The following is a 20,549-nucleotide window of genomic DNA, read 5'->3' on the forward strand; positions in this document are numbered from 1 at the left end:
CACGAGAATCATGAACAACACCAAGCGCACGAAGAAACTGCCGCCGCTGCGCGTCGGCGTAGGCGGCCCGGTGGGCTCCGGCAAGACCACGCTGCTCGAAATGCTCTGCAAGGCGATGCGCGAGCGCTACGACCTCGTCGCCATCACCAACGACATCTACACCAAGGAAGACCAGCGCCTCCTGACCGTGGCGGGCGCGCTGCCCGCCGAGCGCATCATGGGCGTGGAGACGGGCGGCTGCCCGCACACGGCGATCCGCGAAGACGCTTCGATCAATCTCGAAGCCGTGGACCAGATGCTCACGCGCTTTCCCGATGCGGATATCGTCTTCATCGAATCGGGCGGCGACAACCTCGCGGCCACCTTCAGCCCCGAGCTGTCGGACCTCACGATCTACGTGATCGATGTGGCGGGCGGCGAGAAGATTCCGCGCAAGGGCGGCCCCGGCATCACGAAATCGGATCTGCTCGTCATCAACAAGACCGATCTCGCCCCGCTCGTGGGCGCGAACCTCGACGTGATGGCTTCCGATGCGAAGAAGATGCGCGGCGAGCGCCCCTTCGTGATGTGCAACCTGAAAGCGCTCGACGGCCTCGATCAGGTGATCGCGTTCATCGAGAAGAAGGGGTTGCTCGCAGCGAACTGAACCGGCTGAGCGGAATGAAAGAACAAGGGCGCGGACGATCCGCGCCCTTCGCATTCAGAGGTCGAGCGAAGCCGACGAAGGCGACGACGCAGCCGATGCGCCAGGCTCCGGCAACAGCGTCATGAGCACATCCACCGTGCGCTCCGTGGCACCGCGATGGCGCGCCGCGAATGCGGCCGCGGCCGCACCCATCGCCACGCGGCGCGGCTTGTCCTCGAAGAGTTCGCGCAGGGCGCGCGCGAGCTCCACCGGATCCTGGACCTGCAGCGCAGCGCCGGCCGCGACGGCATCGGCCGTCGCCTGGGTGAAGTTGAACACGTGCGGACCGATCAGCACCGGCACGCCCACGGCGCACGCCTCGATCAGGTTCTGGCCGCCCAGCGGCAGCAGGCTGCCGCCGATGAACGCCAGGTCGGCGGCCGCGTAATACGCGCCCATCTCCCCCATCGAGTCGCCCAGCAGCACGTTCACGTCCGGCGCCAGCGCGCGCGGCCCCGCATGCGCCGAAGCGGCCGATGCAGCCGATGCAGCCGATGCAGCGGCACTGTCGGCCCATTGCGAGCGGCGCACGAGCTTCAGGTTCCTGCGCTCGACAAGCGCGGCAACCTCGTCGAAGCGCTGCGGATGGCGCGGCACGAGAATCAGCAGCGCATCCGGGATACCGAGCGCCGCGAACGCCTGCAGCACCAACTCTTCTTCGCCCTCGCGCGTGCTGGCCGCCACCCACACGGGCCGCGCGCCGAACGCGCGGCGCCACTCGCGCCCGCGCGCAACCAGCGCAGGCGGGCTCGCCATGTCGAACTTGAGGTTGCCGAGCACCGCCACGTTGCGCGCGCCCAGCTCGGTGAGCCGCCCCGCATCGGCCGGACTTTGCGCGAGCACGCGCGTGAAGCCGCCGAACACTTCCTTGACCGCATCGCCGAACTTCGCAGCGCGCTTGTACGAACGCGCCGACATGCGCGCATTGGTCAGCACGAGCGGCACGTCGGCGCGCCGGCACTCGTCGATGAGCGTGGGCCACACTTCGGTCTCCATCACGAGGCCGAGCGACGGGCGCCACGCGCGCAGGAAACGCCGCACGGCAGACGGCGTGTCGTAGGGCAGATAGCAGCGCAGCACGCGATTGCCGAAGAGCTGCTCGCCGGCAGCGCGCCCGCCGGGCGTCATGTGGGTGAGCAGCACGCGGGCGTCGGGGCGCGCGGCGAGCAATGCGTCGACGAGCGGCTGCGCCGCGCGCGTCTCGCCCACCGACACCGCATGCACCCAGATGAGCGGCGTGTCGTCCTCGGGCAGGCGCCCGGCCGAGCGACCGAAGCGCTCGCCGATATGCTCGCGATAACCGCGCTCGCGCCGCGAACGGATGAAAAGGCGCAGCACCGCGAGCGGCGCGACGAGCCACCAGGCCGCACGATAAATGGCCCTCAGCATCGGGCCTCCGCGGGCAACGCGCGGCGGCGCACGAAAAGTCGCACGAAAGCGAACGCGCTCAAACCAGTTCCTTGCCCTTGAGGCGTTCGAGTATGCCGAGCGGCGCCCAGTCCGGATGCACCATGTCCTTGAGCGGCAGGAAGAAGGTCTGCTCCATCATGAACTGGCCGGACATCACCGCATGCGAGGTGTGATCGGAGAAACACACCCACACGCTGCCCGGCGGAAAACCGATGGTCTCCTGCGGACTCGTCTTCTGGTAGTCGAGGTCGGCCTTCATGCCGTCGTGCAGATTGAGCATCAGATGGTCGTACTCGCTGCGCGGCGACTTCGTGATGTGCAACAGATGCTGCAGCCAGGCCGAGCCCGGCATCTGCGGCTTGATGTTGGGGAGAAAGCGCCGCGCCATGTCCTCGAAGGGCTCGCCCACGCGCCACACGCGCGGCACGCCGTTCGGGTTCACGTTCGTGAAGACGCGCAGGATGCGCTCGCCGTAGTTGGGGCGCGAGGGGAAGGCGTCCACGTGCAGGCGCGAATCGTCCTTGCGCCACGAAGTCTGGCGCGTTTCCACCTGGTGCAGGCGCAGACTCGTGGGCGCGACGCGCAGCTTGCCGTCGTACTCGGGAAACAGGCCGTCGACGAGCGTGCGCGCGCAGCTCTGGTAGCGCGCGATGAGCGCGCGCACCGCCGACTGCGTGACGGTGTCGCCCAGCACGCCGTGCAGCGCGCCGCCGTTCGGATCGAGGCTGATGTTCTTGCGCTTGGGGTCGGCAATGGCCGGGTCGAGCAGCGCGCGCTCGCCGCCTTCCACCGGGAAGGCCAGGTTCGGGAAGTACAGCACCTTGCCCTGCTCGACGGCGTCGAGCAGCGTTTCGCGCGGCTGCGAAAGCTGCTGGCCGTGCCAGTCGGCGGAAGTGATTTCGATGATCTGGGATTCGTTCATGGTCGCCCCTGGAAGCGATGGATCGGGTTGCGTTGCGCATGGCATTGCCGGCAACCCTTATACCTGCCTGTCTGACCTGCCGCCTTGATCTGTCTTGAGCCGTGTCGATCTGCCTGGGTCTGCCTGGGCCGGCCTCGATCTGCCACAGCGCAGCGGCCGGCCCTGCCCGCGACACCGGGTCGCGTGCCGGGCGCGCTAAAGCAGCCCGAAGCCCGCCAGCGCGGTCTTGACCTGCGCGAGCGTGGGCGGCTGGCCCGCGGTGCCGAGATTGACGACGTTCGGCGACCAGTAGCCGCCCGTGCGCCACGCGGTCGCGAAATTGTACAACTCGACGGTCGGCCGCTTCAGCGCCGCGGCAATGTGGACGAGGCCGGTATCGACGCCCACGGTCGCCGCCGCGCCGTCGATCAGGCCCACCACGGCGGGCAGCGAAAGCCGCGGCGGCACGATGGCCGCCTCGCCGAACTCGCGCGCGAGGCGCTCGCTCGTGGCCCGCTCGGCGTCGCTGCCCCAGGGCAGCACGAGCGAGGCGCCGCGCCGCACCAGCGCCTGGCCCAGTTCGATCCAGTGGGCATCGGGCCATTGCTTGTCGGCGCGCGAGGTCGCGTGCACGAAGACCACATAGGGCACCGGCAGGTTCAGGCCGAGGGCGGCCAGCGCCTGGCCGGCGCGCACGGTGTCGAGGCCGAATTCGATGTCGTCGGTGGGCCGGGGCGGCGGCTCGTTCAGCGCCGCCGCCACCAGTTGCCGGGTGCGCTCGACCACGTGGGTGCGCGGCTCGATGCGGATCGCCCGGTCGTAGAAGAAGCGCACCGGCCACTCGTAGCCCGCGCCGTCCGTGCGGTTGCCGAGGCCCACGAGCGGGCCGCGGGCCCAGCTCGCCACCCAGGCGGTCTTGATGAGCCCCTGGCAGTCGATCACGAGGTCGTACTTCTCGGCGGCGAGCGCGTGGCGGAATGCCGAAATTTCGCGCCAGTTGGCCGCGGAAAAGAGCCGCTTGCGCCAGCGGCGCAGCGAAAACGGAATCGCGCGGCGCACGCCGTGCACGAGCTCGACGAGCGACTGGAAGCTTTCCTCGACGAGCCAGTCGATCTGCGCGTCGGGATGCCGCCGGCGGATATCGGCGATCGCGGGCATGTTGTGGACGACGTCGCCCAGCGACGATACGCGCACGATGAGGATTTTTTGTACGCTCAAAAGAGGATTGGCGGCGATCTGCGCCCAAAGATGCGTTAAAGGTTCGTGATTTTAACGCGGCGCGGGGCCGGGCGAGGAAAAGTCGCAGCCCGCGGCCGGCCCCGCAGGCAACGCGCCCGCCGGGGCCACCGGGGCTACCGGAGCCATCCGAACCATCCGAACCATCCGAACCATCCGAACCATCCGAACCATCGGAACCCCCGGAACCCTCCGAACCACCAACGCGGCTCAGGTCGCGCCGAGCGGAATCAGGCGCGGCTTCGTGAGGCTGTAGGTGATCTGCGTGAAGATGGTGCCGAGGCTGGACGTGCCGCCGGCGTTCGAGCAGGTGTCGGAGTAGAAGTAGCCCGAGCCCGAGGAGATCGACTGCATGGTGCCGCACGGCGACCACGGCGTGGTCGCGTCGAGCCCCTTCGCGTTGCTGGAGGCGTCGCTGCACGGCTGCGTGGTGTTCGCGCCCGACTCGCCGCCGATATAGGCGATCGTGTAGATCAGCGTGGCGGTGGTGTTGGGCGACTGCACGCTCGATTTGATCGAATTGGCGACGGTGACGGCGTCGGCGCATTCGCTGCCGACGATCGAACTGGCCGTCACCTTGCTGCCGCTGCTGCCGGGCGCAAGCAGACTGCCGCTGCCGAGCTGCTTCGACGAAGACGACGCATCGCCGTCGCTCAGCAGGATGATGGCGTTCTGCCCAGGCGGGCTCTGCGTGTTCGAGAGGGTCAGCAGCGCCGCCTGCGCGGCGTACAGCGCATCGCCGTAGAACGTGCCGAGGCCGCCCGGCGCGCTCATGCCGCTGCAACTGCCGCCGCCGAGCGCCTGCACGGTGGACGAACTCGTGTTGAGCGTGGTCGAACTGCTGCCCGAGGTGCCGCTCGTACTGAGAAAGCCCGTGGACAGCGGCGAGATCTGGTAGCTGAGGCCCGACGCCGAGTAGCTGCCGGCAATGCCGGGCGACTTCTTCGAGCACGAGAAGTTATAGGTGGACGAGAGCGGCGGAAAAACCATCAGCCCGACGTTGTCGCCGGCGTTGGTCAGCCCCTGCAGCAGCGACTGTGCGCCCGCTTCCGCACACGCGAGGCGCGTTTGCGTGACGCCGTTGATCTTGCAGTTGCTGTCGGTGGTGTTCATCGAGGCCGTCGTGTCGAGAATGATCATCACGTTGTACGGCGCCGGCTGCGAGCCGCCGCCCGCCGCCGCCTTCGAGGTGGCCGAGATCGGCACGGTCTTCACGCCGAACACCTGCGCGAAGAAGAGCGGCACGCTGGCCTGCTGCTGCACCTGGATGCCGTTGTAGCCCGAGGCCGCCTTCGCATAGGGCAGCGGCGAGGACGAGCTCGAAAGCTGCTGGCCCGTGATGGTCGTGGTCGTCACCGTCACGCTGCCGGGCAGGCCGTTGCCGGTCGCGCCGCTCTGGCCGGCGGCATAGGACTGGGCGTCGGTTTTCGCGGTGCTCCAGCTCTGCGTCCACAGGTCCACGGCGCCGGCCAGCGCGGCGGCGTCGGTGGCCGCCTGCAGACGGCGCTGGCTATACACCACGTAGCCGATGTCGGTGCCGAGCGCGACAAAGCCGAGCAGCATGAGCGTCGAGATTGCCACGAGTATCGCCACTGCCCCGCGCTGACGGGCAAGGCGCGTTCGCCGCTGGTTCCGTCTCATGATTTCTCCTCCCTGGTGGGTGCTCATTGGGTGCCCGTTGGGTGCCCGCTGTTATTTCTGTGTGAGCTCCGTGGATCCGCCGCCGTCACTCCACGCGCGCGTTGACGCTCACCGACGCGGTGATCATCGACGAGGCGCCGCTCGCGAGCCCGAATGCGAAGCTCTTCAGGAACGGCGCGAAGCTGTAGGTCACGGTGACGGTGGACGAGCCACCCTGGGCCGCCGAAAGCGCGGTGGCGCAGGTGCTGTCGCCCGTGCTCGCGCCCGACGCGCCGATCGCCATGCTCGCGCACTGCGTATCGTTCACGAAGCTCGTCACGACCACGTTGCCCGTCACGACGCTGAGCGTGGCCATCGTCGCCGAGACGGTGGACTGCGTGAGCGAGTACGGCTGGCTCACGCCGCGCTGCGCCGCGAAGTAGCGCGCGCCGGTGGAGGCGGCGCTCGCCACCACCGCGTAGTTCGCGAGATACCAGCCGAACTGCGCCACGCCGATCACGAGCATGACGATGAACGGCGCAATGACGGCGAACTCCACGACCGCCGCGCCCCGCTGCTTGCGCCGCGCTCGCGCGGCGCCCGACCGGCCTCGTTCCATGACACGACTCCTCTTCGCCACGACGCGCTGCGCCCTGCGCGCGCTCATTGCACGAGCTCCGACATCGAGACGGTCAGCTTCCTCGCGAGGAAGCTGCTGTTGGCGTACGACGTATCCGTGAACGGCACGCCGAACGTGTAAGTGAGCGTGACCGTCGCCATCGTGCCGGCCGCGGGCGTGGCCGTGCTCGACCCGAGCGCCGTCACGCAGGCGCTGTCCGACGTGCAGGTCGTGTCGCCCACGGTGAAGATCGCGGCGATGAGCCCCGAGGCCTTACCGCACAGCACCGAGCCGGACAGCGCGCCGCTGAGCGGCGTGCCCGTGGCGGCCTGGGTGCCGACCTGCTGGATCGCGGTCTGCGCGTCGCTGCACGGAGTGGAGAAACCGCGTTCGGTCGCGAGCGTATGCGCCCCGGCCGCAGCCGACTGCACCATCACCACATAGTTGTTGAAGAGCCAGCCGAAGTACACGATGCCGAGCACCACCAGCACGAGGAGCGGCAGCACGAACGCCATCTCCACTGCCGCGGCGCCTCTTGCACGCGATCGACGCAAGCGTTTTGTCCTGTTCATATCGTCTCCTCGCCGCTCACTGGTCGCTTACTGGCCGCTCACTGGCCGCCCGCCATGGCCGGCAGCAGCACGCGATAGACGTGGATGAACGCCGGGCCCATCAGCACGACCATCAGCGCGGGAAAGATGCAGAACATCAGCGGAAACAGCAGCTTCAGAGCGATCTTCGCGGCTTGCTCCTCCGCTCGCATGCGCCGGCGCACGCGCAGCGTGTCGGAGAGCACGCGCAGCGACGAGCCGATGCTCGTGCCGAAGCGTTCGGCCTGGATCAGCATCGTGCTGAACGAGTCGATGTCTTCCACGCCGGTGCGCAGCGAGAAGTTGCGCAGCGCCTTTTCCTTGGAGAAGCCGGAGCGGATCTCCAGCAGCAGCAGTTCCAGTTCGTCGGCCACCGCCGGGCTGCGCAGCCGCACTTCCTCGGCGACCTTCATGAGCGCGGCGTCGAGCCCGAGGCCTGCTTCGACACACACGGTCATGAGGTCGATGGCATCGGGGAAGTCTTCGAAGATCGTGCGCTGGCGCTTCGCCACACAGCGCCCGACGACCAGGTTCGGCAGGTAATAGCCCGCGCCGCCCAGCGAAATCAGCAGCGCCGTGAAGCCGACCGTGCTGCCCGTCACCGGACTGCCGATCAGCCAGACGGCGGCCAGCAGCGGCAGCGCGAGCGCGAGCGAGGTTTTCGCGGCGAAGTACACGGCTACCGCGCCCGGCTGGCGCCAGCCCGCGTTCATGAGCCGCACGCGCAGCGCCGAGACTTCCCAGCCTTCCTTCGGCACGGACAGCCGCGAGATGGGTTTGGACAACTCGACGAGCTTCTCGAACCAGACGCTGTCGTCGCGGCCGCCGGTGTCGCCAAAACGCGGCTCGAAGCGTGGTTCGAGGCGCGGGCCCGCCGGCTGCTCGATCCGGTGGCGCATGTCGCGCGGCGAGAGCAGGTGCATGAGCCCGAACGCGAGTGCGAATACCAGCGCGAACACGCCGCCCAGCACCAGCATCGAGGTCGTATTGAGGAGTGCCATCGTTTTTCCCCGTTTGTTTCTCTTCTCTTCGCGCGGCTAGACCCGGATCGCGATCGTGCGCCGGATCCAGAACACGCCGATCACCATCAGGAGCCCCGCGGCCTGCACGACATGCACGCCCGCATCGTCCTGCCACAGCACGTCGAGAAAGCCGGGATTGAGCACCGACATCAGCCCGGCGGTCACGAACGGCAGCAGGATCAGGATCCACGCCGAAAGCTTGCCCTCGGCCGAGAGCACCCGCACCTTGTCGAACAGCTTGAAGCGCTCGCGCACGAGCGCCGTGATGCCGTCGAACAGTTCGGCCAGGTTGCCGCCGGTCTCGCGCTGGATCAGCACCGCGATCACGAAGTAGCGCAGATCGTGCACCGGCACGCGCTGCGCGAGGTTGGCGAGCGCGTCGTTGACCGGCACACCGTAGTTGATCTCGTCGAAGGTCGCGCGGAACTCGCCGCCCATCGGCTCGGCAAACTCGTCGCCCACCATCTGGATCGCCGCCGCGAAGGCGTGGCCCGCGCGCAGCGAACGCGCGAGCATGTCGCACGCGTCCGGCAGCTGCCGCTCGAACTGGTAGAGCCGGTGCGCGCGGCGGCGTCGCAGATAAAGCACGGGCAAGAGCGCGGCGAGCGCCGCCGCCGCACTCACATAGCCGAAGGGCACCGGCAGCAGGTAGCCCGCCAGCAGCACGAGCGGCGGCAGCGCCACGCACAGGCCGAAGAGGCGCGCGACCGACCAGCGCAGGCCGGCCTGGCGCAACTGGCGCTCGATGGCCTGGAAGAACGACAGGTTCGCGAGGCCGCGGCCCAGCGACGATGCGTTGCCATTAGCGCGCGACTTGAGGATCGACAGCGTTTCGCGCGGAATGCCGCTCGCCGCCGACACCGCCTGGATGCGCGACTCGAGGCGGCGCGCAGCCGCCCCGTGGCGGCTGTTCCAGAACATCCACGCGCCCTCGATCGCCAGCACCACGGCGACGAACACGAGGACGACGGCAGCGTAGAAGATCGGGCTCATGCGTGTCTCCGCTCAGTCTCAGTTCGTCTCGAAGCGGCGCGCCGGATCGTAGATGTTCTCCGGCAGCGTGACGCCGAACGCCTCCAGCCGCTCCGAAAACTTCGGCCGCACGCCGGTCGCGCAGAAGTAGCCGCGCACCGCGCCCGTCGAATCAATGCCCGTGCGGCGGAACGTGAAGATCTCCTGCATGTTGACCACGTCGCCTTCGAGGCCCGTGATCTCCGAAATGCTCATGATCTTGCGGCGCCCGTCCGTGAGACGCGCGGCCTGAACGACCACCGTGATCGCCGAGGCGATCTGCTGGCGCATCGTTTTGGGCGGCAGCGCGAGGCCCGCGAGGCTGATCATGTTTTCGAGCCGCGTGAGCGCATCGCGCGGCGTATTCGCGTGGATCGTGGCAAGCGACCCTTCGTGGCCCGTGTTCATCGCGTTGAGCATGTCGAGCGCTTCGGCGCCGCGCACTTCGCCGAGGATGATGCGATCGGGCCGCATGCGCAGCGCGTTGCGCACAAGCGAGCGCTGCGTGATCTCGCCGCGCCCTTCGATGTTGGGCGGACGCGTTTCGAGCCGCAGCACGTGCTGCTGGCGCAGTTGCAGTTCGGCGGCATCTTCGATCGTCACGATGCGCTCGTCGTTGGGAATGAAGCCCGAGAGCACATTGAGCAGGGTGGTCTTGCCGCTGCCCGTGCCGCCCGAAATCAGGATATTCACCTTGGCGCGCGCCAGCCCGTCGAGCACTTCGGCCATCGGCGGCGTGAGCGTTTGCAGCGAGATGAGGTCCGGCACCTGGAGCGGATTGACGGCGAAGCGGCGGATCGAGACGAGCGGGCCGTCCACCGCCGAAGGCGGAATGATCGCGTTCACGCGCGAGCCGTCGGGCAGGCGCGCGTCCACCATCGGGCTCGATTCGTCGATGCGGCGGCCCACGCGCGAGACGATCTTCTCGATCACCTTCATGAGGTGCGCGTCGTCGTAGAACGTGATGTCGGTGAGCTCGAGCCGCCCGCGCCGCTCCACGTAGGTCTGCTTCGACGTGTTCACGAGAATGTCCGACACGGTGGGGTCGCGCAGCAGCACTTCGAGCGGGCCGAAGCCAAACATCTCGTCGTACACGTCGACGGTGAGCTGGCGACGTTCGAGATCGTTCGCAGGTTCCTTGCGCTCGTCGAGAATGCGCGCGATCAAGAGGCCAATCTCGCTGCGGATCTGTTCTTCAGGCATGCGCACGAGCCGCTCCAGTTCCACGCGGTCGAGCACCGTGAGGTGCGTCTCGCGCTTGAGCCGCTGATACGCCTCCGACTTCGTGCGCACCGCCAGCGCCGCGGCGGCGCCTTCATCGCGCTCGCCCACGAGCTGCAAGCGGTTTCCTGCAATCTGGTCACGAAGCGACATGATGCTGCTCCCCTCTCAGTACAGCGGGTTCGTTGCCGGCAGATTGATGACCGCTGCCGTGCGAAGCAGCGGCACGGCGTCCGACCAGACGCCTCAGGAGCGACTCGCGCTTTCCGCTCTTCTCGTCGCCGCCCGCCGCACCGCTTGCGAGCTTCGCCGCAAGGCCGCGCAGGCTGCGCGCCACGGCGCTCTTGCGCGCCGCCTCCGAGACCGGCAAACCGTGATTCACGGCCTCGCTCGCGGCGCGCGGATCTTCCGGCACGACGTGAAACGGCGCGTGCCCGAGCGTGCGCTCGATCGCCTCGCGAGCCCGCGCGCCCTCCTTCGCGTAGCGGTTCAGCACGAGGCGAATGCGCTCGTTGCCGTAGCCGAGCGAGCCGAGAATCTCGAGCAGGCGCCGCCCCGCGTGCAGATGCGGCATGGTCGCGTGCAGCACGACGTGAATGTGATCGCTGCGATCGAGCGCGAGCATGGAAAGCTGGTTGATCGTCTGGCCGATGTCGACCACGACGAAGTCGTAGCGCGGCGTCGCCACGCCGAGTATCCATTCGAGCCGGTCGGCGCGAATTTCGGCAGCCTTCACCGGGTCGCCGGCGCCTGCGAGGATGTCGAAGTTCTCGGCCGCGTGAATCACGCTCGCCTCGAAGAACGCCGCATCCATGCGGTCGATCTGCGCGCTCATCTGGTCGAGCGTCGAAGGCGCCGACGACGAACTGATGAGGAACGCCGCGTCGGCGAACTGCTGGTTCAGGTCGACGAGCAGCACGCGCTTTTTCTCGATCTGCGCCATGCCGTGCGCGACGTTCGCGGCGATGAAGCTCGTGCCCACGCCCCCGCGGCTCGACATGAAAGCGGCAATCGGCGTCCTGCGCGACGCGTCGGCCGGGCGCTGGCCCGCCGCGCGACGCAGCGCGTCGCCGAGGCCCTCCGTATCGAGCGGCCAGTTCAGCACGTCGCGCACGCCTGCGCGCATCGCGGCGATCACCATGGCCGAGCTCGTATCCGCCGTCACGAGCACGCAGGTGAGGCGTCGATGGCGGCGGCACAGCTCCGCAATCGTGGCGAGCTCGGTGCTGCCCGGCGACGGCACGTCGACGATCAGCACGTCGAACGCGCCGAGCATGTCGCCGCGATCGAGCAGAAGCGCCGGGCTGCCGGCCGCGCGCGTGGTCCGGTAGTTGCCGCACGCGGCGATCAGGCGTCCGACCTGGTCGAGCCGCTCCGGGTCATTCGAAAGGGTGAGGATATCGATCATGATGGTTGCCCCGCCGGTCCTTACTGCCCTGTTGCGCCGCTCGTGCCGCTGCTCACCCCGATCGCGTAGGGGTTCGTCGACACCACCGGCTCCTTGAACGACTTGTCGTAGAGATCCATGGCGGACACCGCCGAATTGCCGTCGATGCCCTGCGGCGACGGCGCGTTCTCGCCGGCGTGCGGATCGATGATCTGCACCTGCGCCGAGGTGCGCGCGGCTTCGCCGAAGTGCGCGTCCCAGATCGGCGTGCTGGTCATGCAGCCGCCGAGTGCCGCGCAGGCGGCGACGAGCAGCGCCGCGCGGCGGGCCACAACGATAGTCTCGAGTTTCATGTCGGTCCCCTCGGCTCGCATCAGTGATCCGTGGCGGCGGCCTGGGCGACGGCCGTCACGACTTGCTTGTTGGTCAGATCGACGCGCGCCAGGTACTTCACGTGGGCGGCGTCGCTCTGCGCCGTGGCGTCGGGCGCGGCCTCGCGGTCCGGCTCCTGGGCACTGCCATTGCGCAGCGAGACCGGCGTGCCGGGCGCCGCGGGCACAGCAGGCGTGGCCGGGCCGCTAACCGGCTGCCCCGCGGGCTGGGCCGGTGGCATGGGCTCGCCGGGCTGCGCGGGTTGTCCCGGCATGGCCGGCGCCGCCGGCGGCATGGGCGCCGCGCCGCTGCCCTTGTTCGCGAACGCCGCGGCGGCGGCACGCCCTTCCATGTCGCCCGTTGCGTACACATCCGCTTCGTTCGGCTGCGTGAAGCTGTCTGTCGGCAGGCGGTACTGGGCCGTCTGCACCGGATGCACGAGATGCGGCGTCACGACGAAAACGAGCTCGGAGCGGTCCTGCTGGAACGAGGTGCTGCGAAAGAGCGCGCCGAGCACCGGCAATTCGCCGATACCGGGCAGCGCCTTGAGCGAGCCGGTCACGTTGTTGCTGATGAGGCCGCCGATCGCGAACGACTCGCCGTCGCGCATCTGCACCGTGGTCGAGGCGCGCCGCGTCGTGATGAGCGGCAGGATCGAGGTGCCGCTCACGTTGGCCGCGCTGATCGTCACCCCCGTGGGCGAGAGTTCCGACACCTCCGGCGAGACCTTCAGGTTGATGCGCCCGTTGCCGAGCACCGTGGGCGTGAACTTGAGCCCGACGCCATACTCCTCTTCCTGCAGCACGATGGCCGTGGCGCCCGTGCCCGCGCTGCTCTGCGGCACGGGAATGAACACTTCGCCGCCCGCGAGGAAGGTGGCCTCCTGGCCGCTGATCGTGACGAGATTCGGTTCGGCCAGGATTTTGACGAGGTTGTCGGTCTTCTGTGCGTCGACGGAAAGCTGGAACGGCTTGTTGTTCGCCTTGCTGATGCCGATCGCACTCGACACCCCCGCGAGCAGGTTGCTCACGAGCGCGCCGGACCACGAGCCGAAGCCGCCCTGGATGTTCACGGCCGCGCCCAGCTGGTCGATGAGCGTCTTGTCCACCTCGGCCACCTTCACTTCGAGCATCACCTGTTCCGGCGAATCGACCGTGAGCATGTTGAGCACGCCGCCCTTCGTGCCATTGCCGCTCTGGCCGTGCGCCACGCTGTAGACCGTCGCGATCTGCGCCGCTTGCTGCGCGGCCTGTGCGCTCGACACGTGGCCCATCAGCACGAGATTGTCGGCGGCGGTCGAAACGCGGATGTCGTGCTCGTCGGGCAGCAGTTGGGCAAGCGACGCCTGCAGCCCGCCCGCATCCGCATTGACGACGACGTCGATCACCTCGCAGGCGCCGCTGCGGCCCTGGATGATCATGTTGGTCGTGCCCACGGATTCGCCGAGCACGTAGAGGGTTTGCGGCGAAACCATGGTCGCCTGGGCCACGCTCGGGTCGCCGAGCGTGCGGTTGCGCACCGGCTCGTCGATGGGCACGAGAATCGACTTGCCGAGCGGCACGACGATGCTGCGTTCGCCGCGCACGGCGCCCACGCAGTTGGGCCCGTGCAGCGGTCCGGCCGGCGCATGCGCGGCGGCCCCGGAAGCCGGCGCGGGCGCCATGCTGATCGTCATCTGCATCGGGCCACCCGCCATCGGCATGGTGGCGGCACGCGCAGCGGCAGCGCTCTGTGCGGCTTCCTCGGCCATCGCCTGGGAAACGGCGAGGAGCCCCACGCACGTCATGGCGGCACAGACCCACCGTGCCGACCGCGCCGGGTGCGCCGCCGTGCGGGCGCCCCCTCGCAACACCCTCTGACTGGATTTCATATCGTTATACCCCGTGGCTCGATGCAGCTGGAATTCGGTTATGTGCGTCCGTGCGGGTCGTTCTGCCCGGGCGCTGCCTTCGAGAATTCGTTCTTGATACGCTCAGAAGCACTCCTGACTACCTGTGACCCCCGACAGCACACCGACGCACTCGTGCTTGACCTCGGCGCGCGCGTATTTGACGCGAACCACCGGCCTGGCGGCAGCCGGCGCGGAAACCGGCAGGTCGGGAGCGCCGAGCAGCGTCAGCTTGGTCGCGCCGTCCGTCGAGAGCTTGTCCTTGTCGATCTGGTTGCGCAGCACGAGCGACAGGTTGCCCACGCTGCGCGCGAGATCGAGCTTCTCCGCCTGCTCGGGCGTGACTTCGAGCGTCACCGCGTTCACGACCTTCGGCTGGGTCTCGTCGCGGCTCACTTCTTGCGCGACGGCGAGCACGAGAATGCGCTCGAGCACGATCTTCGAAATACTCTGTCCGTTGGCGTTGCTGTTCTTGCTTTCCGGCGACTGGGTATTGACGATCACGTCGACGTAGTTGCCCGGCAGCGCGAAGCCCGCCACGCCCACCACGTCGTTCACGCGCACGGTGATGGCGCGGTGGCCTTCGTCGATCATCGCCGAGAGACCGCCCTTGGTGCCCACCGGCGCGAGCTTGGCTTCGAGCACCGGCTCGCCGCGCGCGAGGCTCGTGCGCACCACGCGTCCTTCCAGCGCCTTCAGGTCCGTGAAGGTGCCGGGCGGCACGCTGTCCTTTGGCCAACTGACGGTGCGGACCATGGTCCCCGTAATGGGCTGGCCGAGGCCGATGTCGTCAGTGGCGACCGCCACGGTAGTCACTGCGTCCGACGACGTCTGCATCAGCCAGTGAGAGGCGAACACCACGGCCGCGAGCCCGGCCAGCAGCGCGACGACGAACATGACCACTGCACGACTGTTATTCATGATCCCCTCCTCGAACGCACGACGTTCTTTCGATCCGGCACGGCCTGCTCAGCCGGCCATGGCAAACAGCACTCCTAGCGTCCCCGCCGCGATGGCGACGCCGTAGGGCAGCGCACCGACCGATGGGCCGGGCGCGTCGATCTTCGTTATCGACAGCGGCATAGCCGATGCCAGCGGCAGCCTGCGCAGCACGCCGGGCAGCAGCGCCCGCACGTTGCGCAGCAACTGCCCGAGCCGGCCCCGGCACACGACGATCAGCACGGCGCCTACGCCGCCCAGCACGAACGTCGCGAGGACGATGTGCCATGCCGCATTGACGCCCAGCCACGCGCCGACCATGGCCATGAGCTTGACGTCGCCGGCTGCCATGCCGCGCAGCAGATAGAACGGCAGAAACGCGGCGAAGCCCGTAGCCGCACCGGCCAGCCAGGCAAAGCCGCCCGCCGCGACACCGTGCAGCCAGATCTGGATCGCCAGCGCGCCGACGAGGCCCGATCCGACGAGCCAGTTCGGAATGCGGCGGGCGACGAGATCCGTGCTTGCGGCGACCAGCACCCATGCGATCACGCACAGCGGAACGGGATGCGGGGGAAGCGGCGCGAGGTGCATGGTGGGTCTCGGTAAGGTCGGGTTGCGTGATCCGGAATGGCCTGAAATACGGATGAAACGAATGCGTGCGGATAACCGCATCATGCGAAGTGCCGGGCGAACCGCACGGTGGCCGCCCGGCGCTCGCGTCACGTGCTCGCTGCGAGGTCCGAAAACACCTTGCTGAGGTTCGAGCCGATGGTGGTCACACCTGCGATGATGGCCAGCGCGATCAGCGCTGCAATAAGGCCATATTCGATCGCGGTCACACCACCATCGTCCTTCAGGAAGCGCTTGGCGCCGGCAATGAATTGAGTCATGACTAACCCCTTTTGGAAGATTGACTACCTGATTACCCCAAACAGCCCAATGTTCAGGGATCCGAACTACGGATACTTCAATAAGTCCTGCCAGGCGATTACGTTTTAGGTGATGCGAAATGGATTGTGTGTTCGGTTGTGCACGCATCCTTTCACATCGCCGCCGCTTGAGGAAAACACGCAACACCGCAAACGGATCTCTTCTTTCCTGTACTGACAGAACGCCCGCTACGCCCTGCGAATCGAGGCAACAACAGACATTTCGATTCGCCGGATACAACACGACATCGACATCGTTCCGCCTTGCGTGATGCGGTGTGCCGAAGAACAAAAACGGCAGCACCGATCGCGCACGGCGTTCGACTGCGGAGAGCGACAGGAATCGGGGGGAATGTCATCTCGCGGATGAAGCGGATGTGGGTCACACGCTTCGCGAGGCCGGCTTGCCGCCTGGCGAAGGTGTCCCGCTTCGCGAGACTTCATGACGATCCGCTCGAACCGTGTTGGCCCAGTTGAGCGGTGTCGTTGTACTACCCCCGATGTGCCGCGGTGGCCGGTGGACGAACCACCGGCTTCCGCTCTCGAACCTTTATGCTTTTATCCAGGTACTACCGTTACCCCTGGTACTGCTTCGATCGACGCTATCCACCTCGATCGAATTTCCCGCCTGTTCACCCGAAATTCTCATTTGAAAAAAGTGGAATTAACGGGCTGGCGATTGCTTTTTAGGTGACGGAAAAGAGAACGTATGTGGGGAACGGCACACATTTGCCCGTCGGGACGCCGAACTACGGGTAGAACCCGATCCCGCGGGCGCCCTCGAAGCCTGAGTCCGACAGCCATTGGCCTGCGGATTCAGGGTCTGCCCTGAGCGTATCGCCCCGGGTGCGCGGTAACCCCCTTTTTTACGCGCAATCGATTGCGGCTCTGTCGGAAGTCGCGGCTCGTTTTTCATCGTTTCCGAAATGTTCGATGCGTCACGCTCGCGAATCGAATGGCATTGAACAGGGCAATTTCTGTCGAACATAATTCGCCAACAAGATCCGGCTGACCGGCAGACTGGATCGACAAGAAGCAGACCAGACACAACACGAACTTCATTCGGAATCCGACGCGTACAAGAAGTCGGATCATCACGAACGGACGGGGATATGGATCTTTCCATCAAAGAAGCCATCGGGGCACGGCGGCCCGTGCGCACCTGGATCACGCGCTCGCGTGTTCGCCTGTACTCTCTGGCGACGCTCGCGCTCTACGCCGTCTTCCTCGTCGTCTGGTCCCTGCACAGCACCGGCTTCACGGACACTGGCATTGCGAGACCCGCCACCGACTTCTCCGTATTCTGGGCCGCCTCGCACGTCATGCTGCACGGTGCGAGCTGGCAAGCCTACGACCCAACGACCTTCGCGTCGATCGAGCGCGCACTCTTCGGCAATCGCGCAGAGTTCTCGCTCCTGCCCTGGCTCTACCCGCCCACGTTTTTGCTCGTCGTCACGCCGCTTTCGCTCCTTCCGCTGCCGCTCTCGTATGCGCTCGCTACGATCGCGGGTCTCGTCGCATTCTCGTGGACAGTCATGCGTCTCTCGGGCCTCGCATCGACATCGATCGGGCGCGACGTGGGTGTCCTCGCGCTCGTGGCAAGCCCGGGCGCTTTCGTTGCGGCGCTGTATGGCCAGAATTCGCTCTTGACCGCAGCGCTCGTCGCCACCGCCATTCTGTGGCTCGACAGGCGCCCCGTTTTCTCCGGCATTTTTATCGGTCTGCTAAGCATCAAGCCGCAAATGGCACTGCTCTTTCCGTTCGTGCTGATCGCAACACGGGCCTGGCGCACGTTCATTTGCGCCGCTGTCACGGCCAGCCTCTTCACGCTCGTGAGCGCACTGATCTGCGGCACCCAGACGATCGCCCTGTTCCTCGCCGGCACGCGCTTCGTACGCGAGTCGATTCTCGAGCGCAACGACCACTTCTGGCGCTGCTCGCCCACCGCCTTTGCCGCCTTGCGCTCGGCCGGGTTGCCGCAGTGGTCCGCCTACGCGGTGCAGGCGCTCGTGGCCTGCGTGGCGATCGGCGTGGCCTGCTCGGTGTGGCGCGGCACCCGCGACGTGCGCCTGCGCGCGGCCGTTTTCGTCATCGCCACGCTGCTGGCGAACCCCTACGTCTGGCACTACGAACTCGCCTGGCTCGGCGTTGCCCTCGCGGCCCTCTTCGCTGCCGGCCTGAGCGAAGGCTGGCTGCGCGGCGAGCAAACCTTGTTGGCCGCCGGCTGGCTGCTGCCGCTTTTCGAGCTCGCCAATAGCGTCGCGGGGCTGCCGCAGGCCGGCGTCGTCGTCCTGCTGCTCATGCTGATGATGGTCCTGCGCCGCCAGCGCCTCATGATGAGAGCCCGCCCATGAACCCGTTCATCCCGGCGCCCGCGCGCAACCCTGCCGCACCGGATTTTCCGGTCGACCAGACGACCTCGCACTGGCTGAACAGCGAGCGCCTGTGGCTTTATCCGCTGGTCGCGCTGGCGTGTTATGTCCTCGCCACGCTTTCGTATCTCGTGCGCGTACTCTGGCTGCACCCCGGCGAACACCTCGGCCCGATCTCGCTCGATTTCGTCGCCTTCTGGAGTGCGTCGCATCTCGCGCTGCAAGGGCATGCCATGAGCGCTTATCACGTTCCCACGATCACGGCCGTGGAAAACGCCGCGCTCGGCCACGACGTTGGCCTCCTGCCGTGGCTGTATCCGCCGACCTTCCTGCTCTTCGTCTATCCGCTCGCGCTGATGCCGTATCGTCTTGCCGCGACGGTGTTTCTGGGTTTCACGCTGCTCGCGTTCGTCGCCGTATGCCATGCGACGCTGCCGAGGCGCCGCGTCGCGCTGATCGCGCTTGCGTTTCCCGGCGCGGCCATCGTTCTGGCTGCCGGCCAGAATGGCCTGCTCACCGCCTCTTTCATCGGACTCGGCCTCGTGCTGCTGCCGCGCCGGCCGTGGCTTGCCGGCTTCTGCCTGGGTCTGCTCTGCGTCAAGCCGCACCTCGCCGTGCTGATCCCGCTCGCGCTGTTGTGCTCGCGCTCCTGGCGCGCGCTCTTCGCGACGGCCACCACCGCGCTCGCCATGCTCGCAGTCTCCACGCTCGCCTTCGGCATCGGCACATTGGAAGCCTTCGTGCAGAACATGGGACTGATTGCGGGTTTCGTCGACAGCGGCGTGGCGGCGCTCGCGCGCATCCCCACATTCTTCTCGCTCGCGAGAATGCTCCATATCCCCACTTCGTTTGCGTACGCACTGCAAGGCGTGTCGGCATGCGCGGGCGCCCTCGCCGTCATCTATGCGTGGTGGCGTCCATGTGCCTACGAGTTGCGCGCTGCCACGCTGATCTGCGCGACGCTGATGGTGAGCCCCTACCTGTTCGACTACGACCTGACATGGTACGGCATCCTGATCGTCTGGTTTGTCCGCTACGCGCTGAAGCACGGTTTTCTGCGCGGGGAGAAGGAGTGGCTCGCGCTGCTGTGGGTCGCGCCCGTGAGCGGCATCGCCGTGATCGACCGCGTGCACTTCCAGTTCTTCCCCCTCATTACCTGCGTCACCCTCGCGATGCTGATGCGCCGCGTCGCCCTCGAACGGCGCACGTCCGCCGGTATGGCTTGCCGCCTTGCGGCACAGGAGACACCATGAAGACCCTCTTCCCCGACACTACGGCCACGGGCGACGCACCGGCAAAGAAGCCGCTGATCTCCGTGATCGCGCCGTTCTACAACGAGTGCGAAGCCGTCGAAACGTTTTTCAAACAGGTGCTGGCCGTGCTCGAACGCGTGCCGGCGATCCGCTTCGAGATCGTCTGCGTCAACGACGGCAGCCGCGACGGCACGCTGGAAAAGCTGGTCGCGATGAGCGAGCGGGATCGCCGCGTGAAGGTCGTGGACTTCACGCGCAACTTCGGCAAGGAAGCGGCGCTCACGGCCGGGCTCGACGAGGCCTCGGGCGATGCGGTGGTCGTCATCGACGCCGATCTCCAGGACCCGCCCTCGCTGATCCCTGAGATGATCGAACGCTGGCGCGCCGGCGCCGAGGTCGTGCTCGCACGGCGGGCGAATCGCGCCTGCGATTCGTTCCTCAAGCGCACGACGGCCGGGCTTTTTTATCGCGTGCACAATAAGCTCTCCGAAGTGAAAATTCCGGAGAACGTGGGCGACTTTCGTCTCATGGATCGCCAGGTCGTCAACGCGCTGCGCAGCCTGCCCGAGCGGCACCGCTTCATGAAAGGCCTGTTCGCGTGGGTGGGCTTCCAGACCGTGACGATCGACTACGAGCGCACGCCGCGCAGCGCGGGCAGCTCCAAGTTCTCGGGGTGGCGCCTGTGGAATTTCGCGCTCGAAGGCATCACGAGCTTCAGCACGGTGCCGCTGCGCAGCTGGACCTATATCGGCGGCGCAATCGCCTTGCTGGCGTTCTGCTATGGCGGCTTCATCATCGGGCGTACCGTGCTGTTCGGCAATCCGGTGCCGGGCTATGCCTCGCTCATTTCGATACTGCTGTTCATGAGTGGCATCCAGTTGGCCGGCATCGGCGTGATCGGCGAATATATCGGCCGGATCTACGACGAATCGAAGGAGCGGCCGATCTATCTGATCCGCCGCCGCTACGAAGCGCCGAGCAAGATCAGCACGTTGCCCGTGCAACCGGCCAGCATGCGCGGCAACGGCAACGCGGCGATCGATCTCGCCCGTCGGCGCGGCGGCGCGCGTCTGCGCGTCATGGGCCGGTAGCTC

19 protein-coding genes are annotated in these 20,549 nt (G+C 67.1%); 4 read left to right on the forward strand and 15 right to left on the reverse strand.

Annotation, left to right across the window (positions count from 1 at the left end):
* Window positions 1-10 precede the first annotated feature (10 nt).
* Window positions 11-646 carry an urease accessory protein UreG gene (gene ureG / locus U5760_RS25100; RefSeq protein ID WP_322015016.1) on the forward strand — a complete coding sequence of 212 codons (636 nt, stop codon included), beginning with the start codon at window positions 11-13 and terminating at the stop codon, window positions 644-646.
* Window positions 647-700: 54 nt separating this feature from the next.
* Here the strand turns inward: ureG and waaA are convergent, their stop codons facing one another.
* From waaA to U5760_RS25175, 15 genes are all read right to left on the reverse strand, one after another.
* Complete coding sequence (gene waaA / locus U5760_RS25105) at window positions 701-2,074, reverse strand: lipid IV(A) 3-deoxy-D-manno-octulosonic acid transferase (RefSeq protein WP_322015017.1); 1,374 nt, start codon at window positions 2,072-2,074, stop codon at window positions 701-703.
* 58 nt (window positions 2,075-2,132) lie between these two features.
* The gene (locus U5760_RS25110) at window positions 2,133-3,017 is read right to left on the reverse strand and encodes a Kdo hydroxylase family protein (RefSeq protein WP_322015018.1); all 885 of its coding nucleotides are present in this window, start codon (window positions 3,015-3,017) and stop codon (window positions 2,133-2,135) included.
* Between the two features lie 195 nt (window positions 3,018-3,212).
* Window positions 3,213-4,214, reverse strand: coding sequence for a lipopolysaccharide heptosyltransferase I (gene waaC, locus U5760_RS25115; protein ID WP_322015019.1), 1,002 nt, complete (start codon window positions 4,212-4,214; stop codon window positions 3,213-3,215).
* 228 nt (window positions 4,215-4,442) lie between these two features.
* On the reverse strand, window positions 4,443-5,873 hold the full coding sequence (locus U5760_RS25120) for a pilus assembly protein TadG-related protein (protein WP_322015020.1): 1,431 nt from the start codon (window positions 5,871-5,873) through the stop codon (window positions 4,443-4,445).
* An 85-nt stretch (window positions 5,874-5,958) separates the two neighbouring features.
* The gene (locus tag U5760_RS25125) at window positions 5,959-6,471 is read right to left on the reverse strand and encodes a TadE/TadG family type IV pilus assembly protein (RefSeq protein ID WP_322015021.1); all 513 of its coding nucleotides are present in this window, start codon (window positions 6,469-6,471) and stop codon (window positions 5,959-5,961) included.
* Between the two features lie 44 nt (window positions 6,472-6,515).
* Window positions 6,516-7,043, reverse strand: coding sequence for a TadE/TadG family type IV pilus assembly protein (locus U5760_RS25130; RefSeq protein ID WP_322015022.1), 528 nt, complete (start codon window positions 7,041-7,043; stop codon window positions 6,516-6,518).
* A 38-nt stretch (window positions 7,044-7,081) separates the two neighbouring features.
* Window positions 7,082-8,062 (reverse strand): type II secretion system F family protein, encoded by a 981-nt coding sequence (locus U5760_RS25135; RefSeq protein ID WP_322015023.1) that lies wholly within the window; start codon window positions 8,060-8,062, stop codon window positions 7,082-7,084.
* Between the two features lie 36 nt (window positions 8,063-8,098).
* Window positions 8,099-9,076 carry a type II secretion system F family protein gene (locus U5760_RS25140; protein ID WP_322015024.1) on the reverse strand — a complete coding sequence of 326 codons (978 nt, stop codon included), beginning with the start codon at window positions 9,074-9,076 and terminating at the stop codon, window positions 8,099-8,101.
* Between the two features lie 18 nt (window positions 9,077-9,094).
* Window positions 9,095-10,468, reverse strand: coding sequence for a CpaF family protein (locus tag U5760_RS25145; RefSeq protein WP_322015025.1), 1,374 nt, complete (start codon window positions 10,466-10,468; stop codon window positions 9,095-9,097).
* Window positions 10,455-11,723: an AAA family ATPase gene (locus U5760_RS25150; protein ID WP_322015026.1), complete on the reverse strand. Its 1,269-nt coding sequence runs from the start codon at window positions 11,721-11,723 to the stop codon at window positions 10,455-10,457. The genes U5760_RS25145 and U5760_RS25150 overlap by 14 nt, the downstream gene beginning before the upstream one ends.
* Before the next feature lie 20 nt (window positions 11,724-11,743).
* A complete protein-coding gene (locus U5760_RS25155; RefSeq protein ID WP_322015027.1) occupies window positions 11,744-12,055 on the reverse strand; it encodes a hypothetical protein in 312 nt (103 codons plus the stop codon).
* A gap of 20 nt (window positions 12,056-12,075) precedes the next feature.
* Window positions 12,076-13,944, reverse strand: a complete 1,869-nt coding sequence (locus tag U5760_RS25160; RefSeq protein WP_415914177.1) for a type II and III secretion system protein family protein — start codon at window positions 13,942-13,944, stop codon at window positions 12,076-12,078.
* Between the two features lie 102 nt (window positions 13,945-14,046).
* Complete coding sequence (gene cpaB / locus U5760_RS25165; RefSeq protein WP_322015029.1) at window positions 14,047-14,883, reverse strand: Flp pilus assembly protein CpaB; 837 nt, start codon at window positions 14,881-14,883, stop codon at window positions 14,047-14,049.
* Between the two features lie 48 nt (window positions 14,884-14,931).
* Window positions 14,932-15,492 (reverse strand): prepilin peptidase, encoded by a 561-nt coding sequence (locus U5760_RS25170; RefSeq protein ID WP_322015030.1) that lies wholly within the window; start codon window positions 15,490-15,492, stop codon window positions 14,932-14,934.
* A 128-nt stretch (window positions 15,493-15,620) separates the two neighbouring features.
* The gene (locus tag U5760_RS25175) at window positions 15,621-15,791 is read right to left on the reverse strand and encodes a Flp family type IVb pilin (RefSeq protein ID WP_322015031.1); all 171 of its coding nucleotides are present in this window, start codon (window positions 15,789-15,791) and stop codon (window positions 15,621-15,623) included.
* 1,151 nt (window positions 15,792-16,942) lie between these two features.
* Here U5760_RS25175 and U5760_RS25180 point away from each other — a divergent pair.
* Genes U5760_RS25180 through U5760_RS25190 form a run of 3 tightly spaced genes read left to right on the forward strand, consistent with a single transcriptional unit; the run spans window position 16,943 to window position 20,546 of the window.
* Complete coding sequence (locus U5760_RS25180) at window positions 16,943-18,184, forward strand: glycosyltransferase family 87 protein (protein WP_322015032.1); 1,242 nt, start codon at window positions 16,943-16,945, stop codon at window positions 18,182-18,184.
* Window positions 18,181-19,455 carry a glycosyltransferase family 87 protein gene (locus U5760_RS25185; RefSeq protein WP_322015033.1) on the forward strand — a complete coding sequence of 425 codons (1,275 nt, stop codon included), beginning with the start codon at window positions 18,181-18,183 and terminating at the stop codon, window positions 19,453-19,455. The genes U5760_RS25180 and U5760_RS25185 overlap by 4 nt, the downstream gene beginning before the upstream one ends.
* Entirely contained in the window at window positions 19,452-20,546 is a 1,095-nt protein-coding gene (locus tag U5760_RS25190) for a glycosyltransferase family 2 protein (protein ID WP_322015034.1), read from the forward strand. The genes U5760_RS25185 and U5760_RS25190 overlap by 4 nt, the downstream gene beginning before the upstream one ends.
* Window positions 20,547-20,549 lie beyond the last annotated feature (3 nt).

Source organism: Paraburkholderia sp. J12 (genome assembly GCF_905220215.1).
In the GTDB taxonomy this organism is placed as follows: Bacteria; Pseudomonadota; Gammaproteobacteria; order Burkholderiales; family Burkholderiaceae; genus Paraburkholderia.

Excerpts from the sequence above, each read along its gene's own strand:
- U5760_RS25180 (WP_322015032.1), top strand. The coding sequence starts at position 16,943 with ATGGATCTTTCCATCAAAGAAGCCATCGGGGCACGGCGGCCCGTGCGC.
- U5760_RS25160 (WP_415914177.1), bottom strand. The coding sequence starts at position 13,944 with ATGAAATCCAGTCAGAGGGTGTTGCGAGGGGGCGCCCGCACGGCGGCG.
- U5760_RS25145 (WP_322015025.1), bottom strand. The coding sequence starts at position 10,468 with ATGTCGCTTCGTGACCAGATTGCAGGAAACCGCTTGCAGCTCGTGGGC.
- U5760_RS25135 (WP_322015023.1), bottom strand. The coding sequence starts at position 8,062 with ATGGCACTCCTCAATACGACCTCGATGCTGGTGCTGGGCGGCGTGTTC.
- U5760_RS25155 (WP_322015027.1), bottom strand. The coding sequence starts at position 12,055 with ATGAAACTCGAGACTATCGTTGTGGCCCGCCGCGCGGCGCTGCTCGTC.
- ureG (WP_322015016.1), top strand. The coding sequence starts at position 11 with ATGAACAACACCAAGCGCACGAAGAAACTGCCGCCGCTGCGCGTCGGC.
- U5760_RS25125 (WP_322015021.1), bottom strand. The coding sequence starts at position 6,471 with ATGGAACGAGGCCGGTCGGGCGCCGCGCGAGCGCGGCGCAAGCAGCGG.
- U5760_RS25130 (WP_322015022.1), bottom strand. The coding sequence starts at position 7,043 with ATGAACAGGACAAAACGCTTGCGTCGATCGCGTGCAAGAGGCGCCGCG.
- U5760_RS25190 (WP_322015034.1), top strand. The coding sequence starts at position 19,452 with ATGAAGACCCTCTTCCCCGACACTACGGCCACGGGCGACGCACCGGCA.
- U5760_RS25110 (WP_322015018.1), bottom strand. The coding sequence starts at position 3,017 with ATGAACGAATCCCAGATCATCGAAATCACTTCCGCCGACTGGCACGGC.
- U5760_RS25175 (WP_322015031.1), bottom strand. The coding sequence starts at position 15,791 with ATGACTCAATTCATTGCCGGCGCCAAGCGCTTCCTGAAGGACGATGGT.
- U5760_RS25120 (WP_322015020.1), bottom strand. The coding sequence starts at position 5,873 with ATGAGACGGAACCAGCGGCGAACGCGCCTTGCCCGTCAGCGCGGGGCA.
- U5760_RS25140 (WP_322015024.1), bottom strand. The coding sequence starts at position 9,076 with ATGAGCCCGATCTTCTACGCTGCCGTCGTCCTCGTGTTCGTCGCCGTG.
- waaA (WP_322015017.1), bottom strand. The coding sequence starts at position 2,074 with ATGCTGAGGGCCATTTATCGTGCGGCCTGGTGGCTCGTCGCGCCGCTC.
- U5760_RS25150 (WP_322015026.1), bottom strand. The coding sequence starts at position 11,723 with ATGATCGATATCCTCACCCTTTCGAATGACCCGGAGCGGCTCGACCAG.
- cpaB (WP_322015029.1), bottom strand. The coding sequence starts at position 14,883 with ATGAATAACAGTCGTGCAGTGGTCATGTTCGTCGTCGCGCTGCTGGCC.
- U5760_RS25185 (WP_322015033.1), top strand. The coding sequence starts at position 18,181 with ATGAACCCGTTCATCCCGGCGCCCGCGCGCAACCCTGCCGCACCGGAT.
- U5760_RS25170 (WP_322015030.1), bottom strand. The coding sequence starts at position 15,492 with ATGCACCTCGCGCCGCTTCCCCCGCATCCCGTTCCGCTGTGCGTGATC.